Consider the following 17,246-nt stretch of genomic DNA (forward strand, 5'->3'; position numbering starts at 1 on the left):
GCCGGATTGACCTGACGCGATGCAAGGTTACATTCTTAAGAATGACACGGCTATCAATTACACAGAGTCACCGACCATTCGCGGGAACGTACAGCGGCCTCCCTGCTGGCACAGGGAGGCCGCACATGACCCAACCGCCTCCGCGCCTGTCAACGGACACGAAAGGAGCCGAGCTCTGCCATGAGCCTAAACCCGAACCCCGACCCGGCCGACCCCTCTCCCACGCCTTATGAGGCCTATCCCCAAGCGGGACAGGTCACCGTTCCCCCGATCCCCCCGATCCCTCCGGGGTTCGCCTTCCCGCGCGACCAGCGTCCGAAGGCGTCCGCCACGCTCATCGCGGTCGACATCTGCGCCTTCGGGGACCTGCGGCGTGACGACCTCGTCCAGCTCCACCTGCGCGACCAGATGTACCGGATACTGAGCCAGGCGTGCACGATGACCGGCCTGTCCCTGCCGGACTGCTACAACGAGGACCGTGGCGACGGCGTGCTCATCGTCGCGCCGCCCGAGCCCCCCGCGGACGACCTTCTCGCCCCGTTCGCCTACCACCTCACGGCCGTTCTCCGCCGGTACAACCGGCTCGCCGGCCCGATCTCCCACATCCGGATGCGCGTCGCCTTACACACCGGCCTCGCCCACCGTGACAACCACGGTGTCGCCGGCCGTTCCCTGGTCCATCTGTTCCGGCTGCTGGAGGCCGGCTCATTCAAGGCCGCCTGCGCGGCGTCCGCCGCCGATATCGGTGTGATCGTTTCTGATCGGCTCTACGAAGACGCCCTGGCACACGGCGCACTCATCGACCCCTGCGACTTCCAGAAACTGCGTGTCACCTGCAAGGAGACGCGTACGTGGGCCTGGGTATGGTCCCCGCCGAACAGCGGAAACGGCTTCGCGAATACAATTTCCAACTGATCGGCGCACTGGGGTCTGAGGGGTTTCCGAGCAGCGGCGTGAACCGAGTGCCGACGAAGTCAACGTGATCGAACACGGCCGTCGATCATTTTCCACAAAAAGCGTGCAAACATTGACACAAATGAGCAGGCTTCGTACTGTCAACCCAGCATCGCGATGCTGTCCCGCCACCCTGTCTGCCGCGCCGGCCACCGCAGACGATTCGACTCCCTCCAGACCCCGGAGCCGTCGCCATGCGCAGATATCGCCCCGCCATCCGCGTGACTGCCGCCGCCATGTCATCGAGAGCCGACAGGCCGGTCCGCCGCCGGCTCACCTCCCTCGCCGCCGCCCTCCTTCTCGCCCTCGGCGCCCTCACCGGCCTGGCCGCCGGAACGGCGCAGGCCGCGTCCCTTCCCTGCGACATCTACGGCGGCGCCGGCACGGCGTGCGTCGCCGCCCACAGCACCGTGCGCGCCCTGTTCGCGGCGTACTCCGGCCCGCTCTACCAGCTGACCCGCGCCTCCGACCGCGCCACCCACGACGTCGGCGTGCTGGCCGCCGGCGGCTACGCCGACGCGGCCGACCACGACGCGTTCTGCAACGGCACGACGTGCGGCATCACGAAGATCTACGACCAGACGTCGCGCCACAACGACCTGACGCCGTCCCCGTCCGGCACGGCCGGAACCGGCGCCGACTCCCCCGCCGACGCCAGCGAGATCGCCGTCACCGCCGGCGGCCACAAGGTGTACGGCGTGTGGATCTCCCCGCAGCACGGCTACCGGCATGCCGTCGGGTCCGGTGTCGCGCAGAACGGTCAGCCCGAGGGCATGTACATGGTCGCGAGCGGCACGCACGTCGGGTCCGCCTGCTGCTTCGACTACGGCAACGCCGAGGCGGTGCCGGCCGATACCGGCAACGGCCACATGGACGCCGTCAGCATCGCGACCACCTGCTACTTCGCCCCGTGTACGGGCTCGGGGCCGTGGGTGGAGGCGGACCTGGAGAACGGGATGTTCCAGGGCGCCAACGGTTCTAACACCGCGAACCAGGGCAACAACAGCACCTACGTCACGGCGCTGCTGAAGAACAACGGCCAGACGACGTACGCGCTCAAGGGCGGCAACTCCCAGTCCGGCGGCCTGTCGACGTGGTGGAACGGCGCGCTGCCGAACCGCGGCGGCTACATCCCGATGCACCAGGAGGGCTCGATCATCCTGGGCACGGGCGGCGACAACAGCAACTGGAACATGGGCACGTTCTTCGAGGGCGTGATGACCTCCGGCTATCCGACCGACGCCGCCGACAACGCGGTGCAGGCCAACATCGTCTCGGTCGGCTACTCCGGGCAGACGAACGTGCCGAACGGCCCGCAGGGCACGATCACCGGGCCGGGCGGCAAGTGCGTCGACGTCGCCGCCGACGACACCGGGGTCAACGGCACCGCGGTGCAGCTCTGGGACTGCCAGAGCTACGCCGAGGACCAGCACTGGACCCACTTCGCCGACAACACGCTGCGTACGCTCGGCCGCTGTCTCGACGTCAACGGCAACGGCACCGCGAACGGCGCCCAGGTGGAGCTGTGGGACTGCAACGGCGTCGGCGGCCAGAAGTGGCTGCAGCAGGCCGACGGCTCGCTGCGCAATCCCCAGTCGGGCCGCTGCCTCGACTCGCCCAGCGGGGCGACCGGGAACGGCACGCGGCTGCAGATCTATGACTGCAACGGCTCCGCGGCGCAGAGGTTCGCGGTCAACGGCGGCGGCGCGATCGTCGGTCCGGGCGGCAAGTGCATCGACGTCCTCGGCGACGACAACGGCGTCAACACCACCGCGGTCAACATCTGGGACTGCCAGTCCTACTCCGTGGACGAGCACTGGGTCCACCTGTCCAGCGGCGCGCTGCGCACGCTCAGCCGGTGCCTGGACATCAACGGGAACGGCACCGCCAACGGCACCCAGGTGGAGCTGTACGACTGCAACGGCGTCGGTGGCCAGGTCTGGCAGCAGCAGGCCGACGGCTCGCTGCGCAACCCCCAATCCGGACGCTGCCTCGACTCACCGAACGGGGCGACCGCGAACGGCACCCGGCTGCAGATCTATGACTGCAACGGCTCCGCGGCGCAGAAGTTCGCCCTGATCTAGGAAGGTACGTGACGGGACCCGCCGGGATCGGCGGGCCCCGTCACCCGTCCACGACCGGATGCACCTCCACCGCGGCGAACCGCGCGTCCGGGATGCGCGCCGCGATCGCGTACGCCCGCTCCGGGCTCGCGCACTCGACCATGAAGTAACCCGCGAGCTGCTCCTTCGCCTCGGCGTACGGACCGTCGCTGATGACCGGGACACCGTCGCGCACCCGTATGCTCCTGGCGGTGGCCGGATCGGCCAGCGCGACGCCCGCGACGAGCTCTCCGGACTCGGTGATCTCCCGGTGGAGGGCCTCGGCCTGCCGGGTCAGCTCCTCGCGCTCCTCCGCCGGCATCGCCAGGAACCCCGGCTCGTACAGGAAGATCGGGTGTGCCCAGTTCCGCGGGTTGCCGTAGATCAGGAGCAGGTACTTCATCGCCGGGCCGCGATCAGGCGGACGGACCGGCGACGCCGACCACGTTGCCCTCGGGGTCGGCGAAGTGCCCGACCGTGAAGTCCCCGGACGCGGGCTCAGGGCCCATCAGGCGCTTGCCGCCGAGGCTCTCGGCCTCGCGGAGCGCGGCCCCGACGTCGGGCACGCCCACATAGAACAGGACCCGCGGCTCGTGGCCCGGACCACCGCCGACACCGCCGTTGATGCCCGCCCCGGTCGTGCTCCCGTCCACGAAGCCGTACGTGCCCGGCTGCGAGACCTTCTCGGTGGTCGCGTCACCCGTCTGGAACTCCCAGCCGAACAGCGCGCCGTAGTAGCCGCGCAGCTCCGCGGGGCCGGTTCCGATGATCTCGAAGTGCACCACGGGTCGTCCCATGATCGGTCCTTTCCTCTCCGGCGGGGCACCGCGTCGCGGCCCCTCACGACACAGTCGGAGCGGAGGGCTCCGTCTCGACATCGGTCCTCAGGCGCCGGATCCGGGCAGCATCCGCGGCAGCTCCGCCCGGCCCTCGGCCGTCACGGTCCGAATGGCCGCTCCGGCGGCCGCCGCGCCCGTGCCGGTGCTGGCGAGCTGGGCCGCCCGTACGCGCTGAACCGTCAGTTCCGGACGCGGAGCGGGAGGGTGCGCGGGCCGCGGACCTGGCCGGCGGCCCAGGTCACCGCAGACGGGTCGTCGAGGGTGAAGTCCGGGAAGCGCTGGAGCCAGACCTCCAGGGCGACCCTGAGCTCCATCCGCGCCAGGTGGGAGCCGATGCAGCGGTGGATGCCGAGACCGAAGGCGGCGTGCCGGTTGACCTCGCGGTCGATGACGACCTCATCGGCCCGGTCGAACTGGGCCGGGTCGCGGTTGGCGGCCGGGAACGACAGCAGGACCCAGTCCTCGGCCTTCATGTCGACGCCGTTCCAGTGCATGTCCTCCTTCACCAGCCGCGCCATCGTGACCGGGGCGTACGCGCGGAGCAGCTCCTCCATCGCGGTCGGCAGCAGATCCGGCTCGGCGACGAGGCGCTCGCGGTCACCGGGGTGGTTCGCGAGGTGCCACAGGGACGCTCCGATCGCGCTCCAGGACGTGTCGATGCCGGCGATGAGCAGCAGCGCCATCGTGCCGGCGACGTGGGCCGGCTCCAGCTTCCGGCCGCCGAGCTCGACGCCGATGAGGTAGTCGGTGAGGTCGTCGCGGGGGTTCGCCACGTGGTCGCGGATCTGGTCGAGCAGGTAGTCGAACAGCTTCCCCATCCGCGCGACACGCTCGTCCGGCGGCAGGTTGATGCCCTCGAGCGCGTTCTCGATGAACTCGCGGAACCGCGGCCCGTCCTCCTCGGGGAAGCCGAGCATGCCGGCGATGACGCGCATCGGGATGTGCTGGGCGTAGTCGCGGGCGGCGTCGACGACGTCCTGTCCCTCGAACCCGTCGATGAGGGAGTGGCAGTACGCCCGCGCCGCTTCCTCGTGCCGGGTGACCGCGGTCTTGGTGAACGCGGGGAGCAGCAGCTTGCGCGCGAGGCGGTGGAACGGCGGGTCGGAGGAGATCGGCGGCGTGCCGCCCACCGGCGCCAGCTCGGGCGGGGGCCGGAAGTTGCTCATGATGATCGACCGCGAGGAGAAGTGGTCGGTGTCGTAGGCGATCGCCGCGACGTCCTCATACCGCGTCGGCAGCCATCCGCCGCCGAACCGCTCGGTGCGGGCGATCGGGCAGCGTTGCCGCAGGTCGTCCTGGATCGGGTACGGGTCCTGCGCCCACTCCGGCTCCAGATGGGAGAAGTCGGTCTCCCAGTCCGCGACCGGGCCGGTGACGATCTCGCTGCGCGTGCCGACGGGAGTGTCGTCCCGCAGCTCGCTGAAGTTCTGGGCGAAACGGTCGTCCGCGCTCACGTCATTCCCCCTCGGACAGGTGGATCGCGCGTTCGGGGCAGTTGGAGGCAGCCAGCCGCGCGTCGTGTTCCTCGCCCGGCGGCACGACGCCGTCACCGAGGACCTTTCCGTAGCCCTCCTCGTCGTCGCCGAACACGCCGGGAGCGAGGTCGTAGCAGCGGCCGTGCCCGTGACAGTGCTCGGAGTCGATCCGTACTCTCACTGCGTCTCTCCCGTCTGAACCGTGCTTCGCCGCCCGGTGGCGCCCCCGGCCCTGCGGGAGAACCGCAGGGCATCGTCGTCGATGCGGCCGTACCGCAGCTTGAACAGGTCGTGGGCGTAGCTCGAGCCGAGCTGCCACGGAGGCCGCGAGCCGGCCTTGGGGAACTCCTCGATGGAGCGGAGGACGTACCCGGCCTGGAACTCCAGCAGCGGCCGCTCGGTCACGGTGGGGTCGTCGTTGGCCGGGACGCACCGGTCGTAGCCGTAGGCGTCCATGTGCCGCAGCAGCCGTACGACGTACTCGCTGACCAGGTCGGCCTTCAGCGTCCAGGAGGCGTTGGTGTAGCCGATCGTGAAGGCGAAGTTCGGCACGTCACTGAGCATCATGCCCTTGTAGGCCATCGTCTCCGGCAGCCGGACCTCGCGGCCCTCGACGCTGAGGCGCATGCCGCCGAGGACGAGCAGCCGCAGCCCGGTGGCGGTGACGACGACGTCGGCCTCGAGCTCGGCGCCGGACGTCAGCCGCAGCCCCGTCTCGGTGAACTCCTCCACGTGGTCGGTGACCACCGAGGCCCGCCCGTCGCGGATGGCGGCGAACAGATCGCCGTCGGGCACGAGGCACAGCCGCTGGTCCCACGGCTGGTAGCGCGGCTTGAAGTGCGTGTCGACGTCGTAGCCCTCCGGGAGCTGCCGGAGCGTCGCCTTCCTCAGGAGCGACCGGACCAGGCCCGGACGGCGGCGGCTGAGCTCGTAGAAGAGCGTGGTGGTCAGGACGTTCTTCCACCGCGTGACCGGGTACGCGAGACGGCCCCCGACCAGCCGCCGCAGGGCGTTGGCGATGGCGTCCTCGGCCGGGAGCGAGACGATGTACGTCGGCGAGCGCTGCAACATCGTCACCTGCGCGGCCCGCTCGGCCAGGGCCGGGACCAGCGTCACGGCCGTCGCGCCGCTGCCGATGACGACGACCTTCTTGCCGGTGTGGTCGAGGTCGTCCGGCCAGTGCTGCGGATGGACCACGGTGCCGCCGAACCGCTCGACGCCGGGAAAGTCCGGCGTGTAGCCGGCGTCGTAATGGAAGTAGCCGCTGCACGCGTAGAGGAAGCCGGCGGTCAGCCGTACGGTCTCCCCGTCGTGCACCGCCTCGATCGTCCAGCGCGCGTCCTCGCCGGACCAGTCCGCGCTGACGACCCGGTGGCCGAACCGGATGTGGCGGTCGATGCCCGCCTCGGTCGCGGTGTCGCGGACGTAGCTCAGGATCGAGGGCCCGTCCGCGATGGCCTTGGCCTGCGTCCACGGACGGAAGCGGTAGCCGAGGGTGTTCATGTCCGAGTCGGACCGTACGCCCGGATAGCGGAACAGGTCCCACGTGCCGCCGATGGTCTCGCGCGCCTCGAGGATCGCGTAGGAACGGCCGGGGAAGGCCGACTGGATGTGGTGGGCGGCACCGACGCCGGACAGGCCGGCGCCGATGATCAGCACGTCGACGTGTTCGGTCGAGGTCATCGGAGGCCTCCCTCTCCCGGGCGGACATTCTGGACTCTAGCGGTGCGCCTCGCCGTACGCGCATGGCCGTCGATGAGATCGAGAAGCGTCGGCCACAGGGCCAGGGGCAGGTCGTGGCCCAGGCCCTTGATCGTCTCGAGCCGCGCACCGCCGATCGCCCGTACCGTGGCGGCCCCTCCGCTCGGGGCGACCATGCGGTCGCGGTCGCCGTGGATCACCAGGGTCGGGGCGGTGACCGCCCGCAGCCGCGCCGTACGGTCGCCGGAGCGGAGGATCGCGCCGAGCTGGCGTCCGACTCCCCCGCGGGAGGGGTCGCGGTCCCACGCCAGCCCGGCCCGCTCGCGCACCCGGGCCTCGTCGGTGGGGAAGCCTTCCGAGCCGATGTGGCGGAACATCCGCACGGCCCGCTCGATCGCCGCCTCTCGCGTCGTCGCCGGGCGCGCGGCCATCAGCCGCAACGTGGACGGCGCCGTACGGCCGACGCGGCGGCCTCCGGTGGTCGACATGATCGAGGTCAGCGTCCGCACGCGTGCGGGGACGAGCGCCGCGACCGTCTGCGCGATCATCCCGCCCATCGAGATGCCGACGAGGTGCGCGTCCTCGATGCCGAGCGCGTCGAGGAGCCCGACCGTGTCGGTGGCGAGGTCGGTCAGGTCGTACTGCAGGGGATGCCAGCGCCGCGTCAGCAGCGTGACCGGGCCGGGCGGCGGGAAGCTCAGATGGGTCGAACGGCCGACGTCGCGGTTGTCGAAGCGCAGGATCCGGTATCCGCGTGCGGCGAGCCGCTCGCAGAACGCGTCCGGCCAGCTCTGGAGCTGTTGTCCCAGCCCCGCGACGAGGACGAGCGGCTCCGCGCCGGCCTCGCCGATCTCCTCGTACGCGAGCGTGATCCCGCGTCCGGCGTCGGCCGTGCGTTCGGTCATGTACGGGCTCCGGTGGTCGTGATCTGAAGTGTCTTCCGTGGTGCCCGGCGGCGCATGACCGCCCGGCCCCCTTTCGCCGGGGCGTTCGAGACGCCGCGGAGGTGCCATCGTTCGCCGCGCCCGGCGGTCGGCGCCAGGGCGACCTCGCGCAGGAGGGTGCGCAGGGTGACGTTCATCTCCATGGTCGCGAACGCCGCGCCGACGCAGCGCCGGGCACCGCCGCCGAACGGGATCCACTGGTGCAGGTCCGGCTTGGCGCCGACGAAGCGGTGCGGGTCGAAGGCCGCGGCGTCGGGGAACAGCGACTCTTCGCCGTGGAGCAGCGTGATGGCGACCAGGACCGTGGACCCCTTCGGCAGCGTCCACGGCCCGAGCGTCAGCTGGTCGGCCGTGACCCGCCGGCCGACGAGGTCGATGACCGGGCGGGTGCGCTGGACCTCGAGGATCGTGGCCGCGCGGAGCTCACCATCGTCCGTGCCGAGCGCTTCGAGGACGGCGGGGTGGCGGCGGATCCGCTCGATCGCCCAGGCGAGGGTGGTCGCCGTCGTCTCGTGTCCCGCGACGAGCAGGGTGAGCAGCTGGTCGGCGATCTCGCCGTGGCCCAGTCCCTCGCCGTCGTCGTAGCGGCTCTGCAGCAGCAGCGCGAGGACGTCGTCGCGCCGGTCGAGGTCGTCGCGGGCCGCTTTGGCGATCAGCCGCTCCACGATCGCGTCGTACCGGCGGCGCATGATCCAGAACCGCCCCCAGGGACTCCACCGGCCGAGGTCGGCCCTGGGGATCGGGAGGACGACCAGCCGGGAGCCGAGCGTGACGAACGGCGGCAGCAGGGCGCGCAGCTCGGCGAACTCCGCGCCTTCGGCGCCGAACACCGCGCGCAGGATGGCGTTGAGCGTGATCCGCATCATCGAGGGCAGCGTCGCGAACTCCCGGTCCTCGGGCCACGAGGCCAGCTCGCGCACCGTCTCTTCCTCGATGATCTTCTCGTACGCGGCGAGCCGACGGCCGTGGAACGGCGGGACGAGCAACTTGCGCCGCGCGCGGTGCTCCGCGCCGGTGAGCGCGAACAGCGAACCGGGGCCGAGCACCCGCCCGAGGTTCGGCTCGACGTTCTCCACGACGTCGGGGCCCGCCGTGAACAGCCGTTTGACCTGCGCGGGGTCGCTGATCACCACGGCGCGGCCGAAGACCGGGACGTTGACCGTGAAGGCGTCCCCGTACCGCTCGCGCAGCCGGAGCATGCCGCGCCGCGGAGCGGTCAGCGCCATGACGCCCTGCGCGAGACGCGGCGCCGACGGGCCGGGAGGAAGCGTCGCGGTCGTCATCTCTCACCCTCCTGGTACGCGGCCGTACCAGGCGAACGGTACGCCGTCGTACCATTCACCTCAAGGCCTCCTCAAGACGAGAGGTATAGCGTGACGCCGATGACGACTGTGCGGGTCGGACGCGACAGGACCACGCACGAGGACGCCGAGGGCTTCCGGCTGCGGCTGCTCGACGGCCTCGCCGCCTCCATCGCGGAGAAGGGCTACCCCGGCACCACGATCGCCGACATCGTGCGCGGCGCGCGGACGTCGCGGCGGACCTTCTATGAGTACTTCTCCGGCAAGGAGGCGTGTTTCATCGCCCTGCTGACCGCCGCCAACGCCGCGATGGTCCAGCAGATCTCCGCCTCGGTCGACCAGACCGCGCCCTGGGCGGCCCAGGTCCGCCAGGCGATCGAGGCCTGGATCGCCTGCGCGGAGTCCGAGCCCGCCATCATGCTGAGCTGGATCCGCGACGTACCCGCCCTCGGCTCCGCGTCCCGCCGCCTGCAGCGCGAGATGATGGAGACCTTCGTCGCCATGATCCAGACACTGTGCGACACGGCCGAGTGGCGCGCCGCCGGCATCGGCCCGGTTCCGCGGCAACTAGTGATCATGCTCCTCGGGGGCCTGCGCGAGCTCACGGCGAGCACCGTCGAGGACGGCGGCCGGATCGGCGACGTCACCGAGGTCGCCGCCCAGGCCTCAATCGCCCTCCTCGGGCCGCGTCTCTGACCTGTTCGGCTTCTTCCGTCGTTCGCATCGGCGCTCAGGACCGGATCGAGTCCCTTCTCCAACCGTCGGCAACGCGTCGGCCGTCCCCGGAGGCGGAGGTCGGGTCGCGATCGCCGCGACCAGGTGTCGGTCGTGCCGGACGATCAGCCGTAGGGCTCCGGTCAGCCGTTCCCGCCAGGCCGCGACATCCGCACCGGGCAACGTGTCAGCTGGGGGCCGCACAGGTCTAGGCAGGGATCGGTGTGGTCGAGCAGGACGTTCATCGTGTTATCTCGGTTAGCCGATCCGGAGCCGTACCGCTTCGCTCAGGCCACCGGAGCCGCGCGCTAGCAGCCTCGCCGGCTAGCCGGGGTCGGCCGGGCGGCCAGCGCCGCCACGCACTGGCAGGCCCACGCGCCGAAATGTGAAAGAGATAACACACTGCGCATGAGGGCCGAAAATGGCGTCCAGCAGCCAGTATCCGACAACCGGCACCAGAGACTCAGCCAGCGTGTTCGGGGCCCTCATCGGTCTCGATCTCTGCGGTAAAACGCCGGACAAGATCCTCTTCCAGCGGCCGCGAGTCGATATATTCGATGTAGTTCCAGCCTCGTACGTCCACGTGGGCCTTGCTGCCCGACTTCAGCAGCGTGACGACGGTCTTTCCCTTTCCGCGTGCGTATCCGAGCTCGAAATAGACGTTGGGTCGTTCGAGTGTCAGGTCGGCCACCACGAGACGAGCACTGTCGATCTTGTACAGAATGGTGTCGGTCACCATGAAGTCGGCATCGAGGTCCTTGATCCTCTCGGCTTCCATACCGACTCTTTCCGCCGCCGACCTGATCGCCTCGAACGTGGGCTCCATCTCGCCGTCGAAGCTGATGATCACGAAGATCATCTTGGCGCGCAGCTGCGGACGGCCGGCCCGGTGGTGCGTGTCGAAGCCGAATCGCTCGAAGACGCGGAGCGCCGCCTGCTCACTGAGCTCCTCGATGTCGACGAGCTCGGCGGGCTTCGGATCGGGTGAGGAGACGACTTCGCGTAGGAGTTCGGCAAGCCGGCCGATGCCGGTCGGATAACTTGCGGTGAGGTCGAGCGCTTCGATGTCTTGAAGCCGGGATGGAAGGTGCCAGAAGTTCGCGTCGTTGATGAGTACCGGGATGACGCGTTTACTGCTCAGCAGAGCCGTCGACCATTCCTCGGTTATCGGGTCGGAGGTGATACTCGCCGGGGAGACCAGCACGACGACCGCCTCGATCTGGCGTAGCTGGTCGCTGATGGTCTCCTTCAGGGAGCCGCCGGACCGCAGATCGGTCGCCGACCAGACGTCGATACCCAGGCCCCTCAGGTCGGATACGATCTTCTGGGCAGTTGACTGGTCTTGTGCGGCATAGGTGAGAAAAACCTTCGCCATTGCCTGCCTCCCGGACCCCGGGATCAGTCTATCTCCCGGGCCGGGTGATCTGCGTGATGTGACAGGACTCGCGAGGGATGAACGGGCTCGTGCCGTGCGAATGGTCATCGTTGGCATACGACGCCATTAAATGATCACTTCAATGAACCCATCCGCCCATCCGATATGTCTCGCGTGGCAGTCGGCCGTTGGTCAAGATGCCGCAAGTCTGGGGTCAGCGGGCCGTCGTCTCCAGGTGGCGTCGTGGGGACGTCCGGGTCGGGACCGGTACGGGAAGGATCCCCGTCCGGCTTGGCATGGGACTGACCGATGGTGAGGGCACGCGGGTGGCCGGTGCGGGTGGTGTCGCCGGAGTCTCGTGCCGGTGGGCGGGGCGCAGCAGTCCCCACGTCACGGCGGCGACCACGGCGATCGCGGCCGCGGCCGCGAGGACCCGGGGCCAGGTGCGTGCTCGCGAGGGCCGGGCCGCCCGGCCGCGTTCGACCAGGTCCGCGCCCGGCACGATGCGCTCGGCGGCGCGCCGGTAGTGCTCGCGGAGCAGGGCCTCGAGGTCCTCACTCATGGACCGCCTCCTCTTCGGTCAGTTGCCGCCGCAGCGCGGTCATGGCCCGCGCCGTATGGCTCTTCACCGTTCCGCGTGAGATGCCGAGCGCCTCCGCGATCTCCTGCTCGCTCAGGTCGCACCAGTAGCGCAGTACGACGACGGCCCGCTGTTTGACGGGCAGCGTGGCCAGCACGTCGTCGAGCGGGGTACCGCCCGCCTCGTACGCCTCGCGTACTCCGGCCAGCCGGTCCACGTCGACGACCCCGCCGACCGGTACGTCGCGCCGCCGCCCGCGGCGTTTGTGGTCATCGATTGCGAGGTTGACCAGCACCTTCCGCGCGTACGCCTCCGGCCGGTGGCCACCGCGCACGATCCGGGCCCATCGCCGGGCGACCCGCTCGTACGTCGTCTGCAGCAGGTCCTCGGCCAGGTGCCGGTCGTAGACGAGGAACACCGCGGTGCGCAGCAGGCGGCCCGCCGAGGTGGCCACGAACTCGTCGAACGTGAGCTCGTCGTCCACCTCGCGGGCTCCCCTGCGTCCGGCGCTCACGTCGAACAGGGTGTCACCTATCCCAGGCCCGAAACGGTCGGAACCGGGACCGGCCGCGCCGACCGGCAGCGGGGCGTCGGAGACGGTACCGGCCGCGGAGTGGCGGCCTTCTCCGGGCGTACGGTGCAGACGGGCGCCGTACGAGTGGGGCGGGGAACCGGCCTGGCCCGGGTGGGGCGCGGGACCGGCGCCGTCCGGCTTGGACTCGGGGCCGGGGCCGTCCGGCTCGGGACGGGGGCCGGCGTACGGCCGGCGTGGTCGGGGGCGCTCGCGAGAGCGGTGCCGCCGAGCCACACTCCCGCGGCCACGGCTGCCGCCGCGCCCGACAGGGCGAGCACGCGCGGCGTCCGGCGTTTCTGACGGTCGGTCATCAGGGGTTCCTTTCTGTCCGTACACCCCCTTCAACCCCTCGACCGGCCCGCCCGGTTGTCACTGACTTCGACCAATATCGCGCTGCTGCCACGGCCAGCGGCCTTCCAGCTCCACCTCGAGAGAGAAGCTGAGGAAGGTCCGTACGAGGACGATCACCGCCAGGACCCCCACGCTGGTGAAGGTCGGTGAGACGGCGACCGTACGGATGATGTCGCCGGCGACCAGGAACTCCAGCCCGAGCAGGATCGCCCGGCCGAGGCTCTGCCGGTAGAGGCGGTACGCGGCCGAGAAGTCGTCGCGGTGGCTCAGCAGCCGGCGGGCGAAGACGCCCGTGGCGACCAGCGCCCCGCCGACGATGATCGCCACGCCCGCGCCGTCCACGGCCGTGCCGGCGTGCTCCACCACGTGCGGGAAGTTCATGCACTCGCTCTCAGCTCGATCGGATCACAGGCACGATGCCCCGGCGACGCCGTCGTCACGCCCGTCAGGGGGCGACGGTGAACCAGTCGGTGAAGCCGCTCGGGTCGTGGCGGCCGAGCGCGCCGTGTTCGAACAGGCCGTGACCCGTCGCGCCGTCGCACGTGGCGCGGCCCACGTGGTCGACCATGCCGAACATCATCTTGCCGGCGACGTCCGGAGAGCTCAGGTCGTACGTGACGCGTTCGGTGAAGTCCGGGCCCTTCCACACGCCGTGGGACCAGTCGGCGTCGCCGCCGTAGCCGCCGCCGAGGTGCAGCGCGACCGGCAGCAGCGACTCGATCTCCAGCACGACGGGCTTGCCCTCCGCGCCGGTGCAGCGGATCACCGCTCCGGTGGGGATGCGGGTGCCCGAGGCGTAGGAGATGCTCACCTGCGGCCAGCCGAGCTGCTCGACGCGGCCGTCGCGCCACAGACGGGTGCAGTCGTTGAGGGTGCGGAAGCCGTTCGGGTCCTCCTGGATGATCAGCACGACGGCGTAGTCGTCGAACCGCATCGGGACGTACAGCCACCACATGCCCTCGAACGGTGGGTCCGACGGGCGGCCGGCCGGCTCGGGCTCGCCCACCGGGCGGATGCCCCACGAGCGGTCGCGGCTGCCGACCCAGCGGTCGGGCGTCACCGCGATCTCCTCGCCGTCGACGGCGATCGAGCCCTCCCAGGTGCCGACCTGGGCGAACCGCTGGGCGTCGAGGGTCACGCGGCTGCCGGAACGCAGGACGTGCGGCTGCTCCTGGACGACGTCGAACGAGCCCTCCCACGTCAGGTCGAGCGCGATGCCCTCGGTCTCCTCCAGTACGACGCGCAGCTTCCGGAGCGGCTCGACGACCTCGATCCGGTAGCCGCCCACGCGCTGGTTCAGCCGGTCGTCGTCGATCGCGTCGCCGAGGTGGACGGCCGTCTGCGTGTCCCCGCGCCGTACGAGGACGAAGGCGTCCTTGGTACCGAGGTTGGGGTACCACCCCATCCCGCTGATCAGGAAGATGTCGCCCGTACGGTCGTGCGCGTTGAAGTAGGAGCGGTCATAGAAGTTGCGGTCGCTGGTCGCCGCCCAGGTGACCGGCAGCGGGGCCTGATGGATCGGGTACTCGTCGAGCGGGCCGACCATGTCTACGCACCTACCTCGTCCAGGGTCTGTTCGAGCAGGGGCCGGTGGTGCATCACGCTCTCGATGTCGCCGGGACGCTCGATCTCGCCGAAGTGGATCTGCCGCGTTCCCGTGCGCATGAACACGATGGCCCAGCGCACGGCGTTGTAGACGTGGTACCACCGCAGGTCGCCCAGGGCGGTGCCACTGAGCTTCTCGTACGTCGCCCGCACGTCGTCTTCGCGGAGGAAGTCGGGCATGCCCGGCAGCTCCAGCATCCCGGTGATCGACTCGAAGACCCGGTGGGCGAAGACCAGCCACGACAGGTCGAGCTCGCGGGGGCCGATCGAGGCCATCTCCCAGTCGAGCACGCCGGCCGGCGCGAAGTCGTGGTAGAGGATATTGCCGATCCGGGCGTCGCCCCAGCACAGGACCGTCTCGGACGGCTCCGGGAGGTGCGCCTCCAGCCAGGTCAGGCCGCGCTCGACGAGCGGCGAACGGTCCAGCCCGGCCACGGCGAAGTCGTACCAGGCCCTCGTACGCGCCAGCTCGCGTACGAGCAGGGCGTCACCGTCCGCGCCCTCCTTCGGCGCGAGGAAGCCGAAGGTCTCGGCGGCGTCGGGGATGGCGTGCAGCTTGGCGATCGCCTCCACCGAGAGCTCCTGGAGGCGGTGCCGCTGGTCGGCGGTCGCGTCGAAGAGCCAGTTGTCGCCGAAGTTGTAGGGCAGCACGTCGCGCGGGACGAGGCCCTCGACGTGGTCCATCAGGAAGAACGGGCTGCCGATCACCGTGCCCTCGGGCTCGATCCACCGGACCTGCGGGACGGGCACGTCGGTCAGCTCGCCGACCAGCCGCATCGTCTCGTACTGGTCCCGCAGGGCGTACTCACGAAAGACCGGGACGTCGTCGTCGGCCGGTGCGACGCGCGCGACATAACGCCCGGTCCGCCGCTCGCCGCCCTCGGTCCAGACGATCTCGAGGACCAGCGTCTCGGACGACATCCCGTTGGTGTCGATGCCGTCCCGCAGCATCACCTCGGGGTCCGTACGCCCGGCCGGGAGCACGGTCATCAGCCATTCGGCGATGCGTGTGGCGAATAACCCCGTGTCACGGCCGGAACGCTGGAGCTTCATGTCGGCCGGTCGGCGTGCGCTGTCCATCGAGCTCCCTTTGAACCGGCGCGGATTACGCATTTTGCGCCTCGGAGGAAGCTCCACACATTACCTCGCGCACGCCCACGGGGAAATGACCGTTTCAGCCGCTGGTACGTGCTTCGGCGGGCGTCGCGGCTGGTACGGGCACGGCGGATCGCGGACGCCGCCGGGGAAGGAACGCGGCGAGTCCGAAGGCCACGATGCCGGCGCCGACCGCCATCACGACGCGGAGCCCGCCGGCACCGTTCCGGTTCGAACGCGACCGGGCCGCTCGCGGAAGAGTACGACGTGGCGCAACGCCGGATGCGCGGCAACCTCTCGCAGAGCCGTACCGCTCTACGCCTGTGAAGCGCATGAGACTTTCAAATAAGTTGAAGCTTTAGTTTTTCTCCTTTTGCAGGTAAACCATTATCGACTTCGCGCGTCGGTCCACTTCCAGTTATAGCAGGCAGACTTCCTTTACCTTTTTGTTATCGTCCCGGTCAAACAATCCGATCGACCGCCGCGTCGTATTAGATACATGTCCCCATCGGGGATCGATAAGAAAGTGAGAGTGGAGATGCGAGCTCGTCAACGGATTTCAGCGCTCATCGCTGTTTCCGCAGTCGCCGCCGGCGTGATGGCCACGGCGACCGTCGCAGAGGCCGCCGCCGCCCCGCGCAGCAGCGCCGCGTGCACCAACGCGGCCGGCAAGTACCATGGCACCGTGGTCGGCTCCTACGCGTTGATCGGGTACGACTCGCAGGGCCGGCCCATGGAAGAGGGCGGAACCCTGAAGGTCTGGCACTCGGCCGCCTGCGGGACACTGTGGGCGCGTTTGGTCAAGCGCGCCAAGTACACGGACGTGGCGAGGCAGACCGGCATTTCGATCGAGTTCTACAACACCGATCTTCAGCGCGACGACTACCTTTCCAGCGATGCCATGACGCAGGGCTCGGTGGAGACCCGAGCCGTCCCGGTCGGCGCTCACGGAAGCGCACAGGTGATCGGCGAGTTCGTCGGCGACTACAACTACACCGCTTATCAGACCGTCACGTTCTGATCAGCAATTCCGAAATCACACAATGATGGGCCCCGGACACGTCGTCACGCGTCCGGGCCCCCTCATGCCCGGCTCGGAAACTCAGATTTGGTGACAGATCGGAGGTCGGCCACGTTCCGGGTCGGCCGCGTTTCGATGTTCGGGGGCCGTTGGAGCCGCGATCGACGTGGCCTGTGCCCGTTGTAGTGGATCAGGTGCTCGCGGAGCACCAGGTTCAGGTGGCGTTCGCCGAGGATCGACGTCGGTGGATACGTCGCTGCCGAATTTGGCCCGGCCTGCGCACGGCGACCGGCGGGCCCGTTCGGAGGTGCTGCCGCCCGTCCACGACGGCGGCACGATGCGGGCGTTCCGCGCGTCCAAGGGCGCGGGACCCGACAGCGCCACGCCCAGCCGGCGCGGCGTCAAGTTCCCACCCCACCGGCACCGCACCCCGATCGGCACCGCGCCCGACCGACGGTCGGTTGGGTGCGGGGTTGATCGGGTGCTGCGCAGCATCCCACCGGCACCACACCAGGCCGACGCCGCGGCCCTGGTTCCCGCCAGCTCCCCATCACCGCGCTCAGCGGCCCGGGTCGGGAGCCTCCGCATCCAGCCGCCACCACCCCCTGGCCGACC

The 17,246-nt window shown here is 69.9% G+C and carries 17 protein-coding genes; 4 read left to right on the forward strand and 13 right to left on the reverse strand.

The features are described from left to right. Positions 1–180 precede the first annotated feature (180 nt). Positions 181–915, forward strand: coding sequence for a hypothetical protein (locus QWU11_RS13855; RefSeq protein WP_290107434.1), 735 nt, complete (start codon positions 181–183; stop codon positions 913–915). Positions 916–1,190: 275 nt separating this feature from the next. Then, positions 1,191–3,038 carry an arabinofuranosidase catalytic domain-containing protein gene (locus tag QWU11_RS13860; protein WP_290107437.1) on the forward strand — a complete coding sequence of 616 codons (1,848 nt, stop codon included), beginning with the start codon at positions 1,191–1,193 and terminating at the stop codon, positions 3,036–3,038. A 40-nt stretch (positions 3,039–3,078) separates the two neighbouring features. Here QWU11_RS13860 and QWU11_RS13865 read toward each other — a convergent pair whose 3' ends face one another. The 7 genes from QWU11_RS13865 to QWU11_RS13895 form a co-directional block, all read right to left on the reverse strand. Then, positions 3,079–3,459, reverse strand: a complete 381-nt coding sequence (locus QWU11_RS13865; RefSeq protein WP_290107441.1) for a YciI family protein — start codon at positions 3,457–3,459, stop codon at positions 3,079–3,081. Between the two features lie 13 nt (positions 3,460–3,472). Then, positions 3,473–3,853, reverse strand: a complete 381-nt coding sequence (locus QWU11_RS13870) for a VOC family protein (RefSeq protein WP_290107444.1) — start codon at positions 3,851–3,853, stop codon at positions 3,473–3,475. A gap of 221 nt (positions 3,854–4,074) precedes the next feature. Then, positions 4,075–5,349 carry a cytochrome P450 gene (locus QWU11_RS13875; RefSeq protein WP_290107451.1) on the reverse strand — a complete coding sequence of 425 codons (1,275 nt, stop codon included), beginning with the start codon at positions 5,347–5,349 and terminating at the stop codon, positions 4,075–4,077. Between the two features lies 1 nt (position 5,350). Then, on the reverse strand, positions 5,351–5,551 hold the full coding sequence (locus tag QWU11_RS13880) for a ferredoxin (protein WP_290107457.1): 201 nt from the start codon (positions 5,549–5,551) through the stop codon (positions 5,351–5,353). Then, entirely contained in the window at positions 5,548–7,053 is a 1,506-nt protein-coding gene (locus QWU11_RS13885) for an NAD(P)/FAD-dependent oxidoreductase (RefSeq protein ID WP_290107459.1), read from the reverse strand. Before QWU11_RS13885 ends, QWU11_RS13880 begins: the two co-directional genes overlap by 4 nt. Continuing rightward, positions 7,050–7,976, reverse strand: a complete 927-nt coding sequence (locus QWU11_RS13890) for an alpha/beta hydrolase (protein WP_290107469.1) — start codon at positions 7,974–7,976, stop codon at positions 7,050–7,052. The genes QWU11_RS13885 and QWU11_RS13890 overlap by 4 nt, the downstream gene beginning before the upstream one ends. Continuing rightward, positions 7,973–9,298 carry a cytochrome P450 gene (locus QWU11_RS13895; RefSeq protein ID WP_290107471.1) on the reverse strand — a complete coding sequence of 442 codons (1,326 nt, stop codon included), beginning with the start codon at positions 9,296–9,298 and terminating at the stop codon, positions 7,973–7,975. The genes QWU11_RS13890 and QWU11_RS13895 overlap by 4 nt, the downstream gene beginning before the upstream one ends. Before the next feature lie 99 nt (positions 9,299–9,397). Between QWU11_RS13895 and QWU11_RS13900 the strand changes: the two genes are divergently transcribed. Further along, positions 9,398–10,012 carry a TetR/AcrR family transcriptional regulator gene (locus QWU11_RS13900; RefSeq protein WP_290107478.1) on the forward strand — a complete coding sequence of 205 codons (615 nt, stop codon included), beginning with the start codon at positions 9,398–9,400 and terminating at the stop codon, positions 10,010–10,012. 481 nt (positions 10,013–10,493) lie between these two features. Here the strand turns inward: QWU11_RS13900 and QWU11_RS13905 are convergent, their stop codons facing one another. The 6 genes from QWU11_RS13905 to QWU11_RS13930 all read right to left on the reverse strand — a co-directional run bounded on the left by QWU11_RS13905 (position 10,494) and on the right by QWU11_RS13930 (position 15,595). Then, positions 10,494–11,405, reverse strand: a complete 912-nt coding sequence (locus tag QWU11_RS13905; protein WP_290107482.1) for a toll/interleukin-1 receptor domain-containing protein — start codon at positions 11,403–11,405, stop codon at positions 10,494–10,496. Between the two features lie 214 nt (positions 11,406–11,619). Further along, positions 11,620–11,967, reverse strand: coding sequence for a hypothetical protein (locus QWU11_RS13910; protein WP_290107489.1), 348 nt, complete (start codon positions 11,965–11,967; stop codon positions 11,620–11,622). Continuing rightward, complete coding sequence (locus QWU11_RS13915; protein ID WP_290107495.1) at positions 11,960–12,499, reverse strand: SigE family RNA polymerase sigma factor; 540 nt, start codon at positions 12,497–12,499, stop codon at positions 11,960–11,962. The genes QWU11_RS13910 and QWU11_RS13915 overlap by 8 nt, the downstream gene beginning before the upstream one ends. Positions 12,500–12,928: 429 nt before the next feature. Next, positions 12,929–13,291 (reverse strand): DUF1622 domain-containing protein, encoded by a 363-nt coding sequence (locus QWU11_RS13920; protein WP_290107497.1) that lies wholly within the window; start codon positions 13,289–13,291, stop codon positions 12,929–12,931. A 64-nt stretch (positions 13,292–13,355) separates the two neighbouring features. Further along, a complete protein-coding gene (locus QWU11_RS13925) occupies positions 13,356–14,456 on the reverse strand; it encodes a hypothetical protein (RefSeq protein ID WP_290107508.1) in 1,101 nt (366 codons plus the stop codon). A 2-nt stretch (positions 14,457–14,458) separates the two neighbouring features. Further along, entirely contained in the window at positions 14,459–15,595 is a 1,137-nt protein-coding gene (locus QWU11_RS13930; RefSeq protein ID WP_290107515.1) for a phosphotransferase family protein, read from the reverse strand. A gap of 547 nt (positions 15,596–16,142) precedes the next feature. On the opposite strand from QWU11_RS13930, the gene QWU11_RS13935 reads away from it, so the two are divergent. Continuing rightward, positions 16,143–16,631 carry a hypothetical protein gene (locus tag QWU11_RS13935; protein WP_290107519.1) on the forward strand — a complete coding sequence of 163 codons (489 nt, stop codon included), beginning with the start codon at positions 16,143–16,145 and terminating at the stop codon, positions 16,629–16,631. Positions 16,632–17,246: the final 615 nt, after the last annotated feature.

Source organism: Actinomadura sp. DC4 (assembly GCF_030406325.1).
GTDB lineage: Bacteria > Actinomycetota > Actinomycetes > Streptosporangiales > Streptosporangiaceae > Actinoallomurus.

Bases quoted from the DNA above. Each gene is read 5' to 3' on its own strand.
- QWU11_RS13885 (WP_290107459.1), bottom strand. From the start codon at position 7,053: ATGACCTCGACCGAACACGTCGACGTGCTGATCATCGGCGCCGGCCTG.
- QWU11_RS13910 (WP_290107489.1), bottom strand. From the start codon at position 11,967: ATGAGTGAGGACCTCGAGGCCCTGCTCCGCGAGCACTACCGGCGCGCC.
- QWU11_RS13895 (WP_290107471.1), bottom strand. From the start codon at position 9,298: ATGACGACCGCGACGCTTCCTCCCGGCCCGTCGGCGCCGCGTCTCGCG.
- QWU11_RS13870 (WP_290107444.1), bottom strand. From the start codon at position 3,853: ATGGGACGACCCGTGGTGCACTTCGAGATCATCGGAACCGGCCCCGCG.
- QWU11_RS13905 (WP_290107482.1), bottom strand. From the start codon at position 11,405: ATGGCGAAGGTTTTTCTCACCTATGCCGCACAAGACCAGTCAACTGCC.
- QWU11_RS13900 (WP_290107478.1), top strand. From the start codon at position 9,398: ATGACGACTGTGCGGGTCGGACGCGACAGGACCACGCACGAGGACGCC.
- QWU11_RS13855 (WP_290107434.1), top strand. From the start codon at position 181: ATGAGCCTAAACCCGAACCCCGACCCGGCCGACCCCTCTCCCACGCCT.
- QWU11_RS13920 (WP_290107497.1), bottom strand. From the start codon at position 13,291: ATGAACTTCCCGCACGTGGTGGAGCACGCCGGCACGGCCGTGGACGGC.
- QWU11_RS13890 (WP_290107469.1), bottom strand. From the start codon at position 7,976: ATGACCGAACGCACGGCCGACGCCGGACGCGGGATCACGCTCGCGTAC.
- QWU11_RS13930 (WP_290107515.1), bottom strand. From the start codon at position 15,595: ATGGACAGCGCACGCCGACCGGCCGACATGAAGCTCCAGCGTTCCGGC.
- QWU11_RS13925 (WP_290107508.1), bottom strand. From the start codon at position 14,456: ATGGTCGGCCCGCTCGACGAGTACCCGATCCATCAGGCCCCGCTGCCG.
- QWU11_RS13865 (WP_290107441.1), bottom strand. From the start codon at position 3,459: ATGAAGTACCTGCTCCTGATCTACGGCAACCCGCGGAACTGGGCACAC.
- QWU11_RS13860 (WP_290107437.1), top strand. From the start codon at position 1,191: ATGTCATCGAGAGCCGACAGGCCGGTCCGCCGCCGGCTCACCTCCCTC.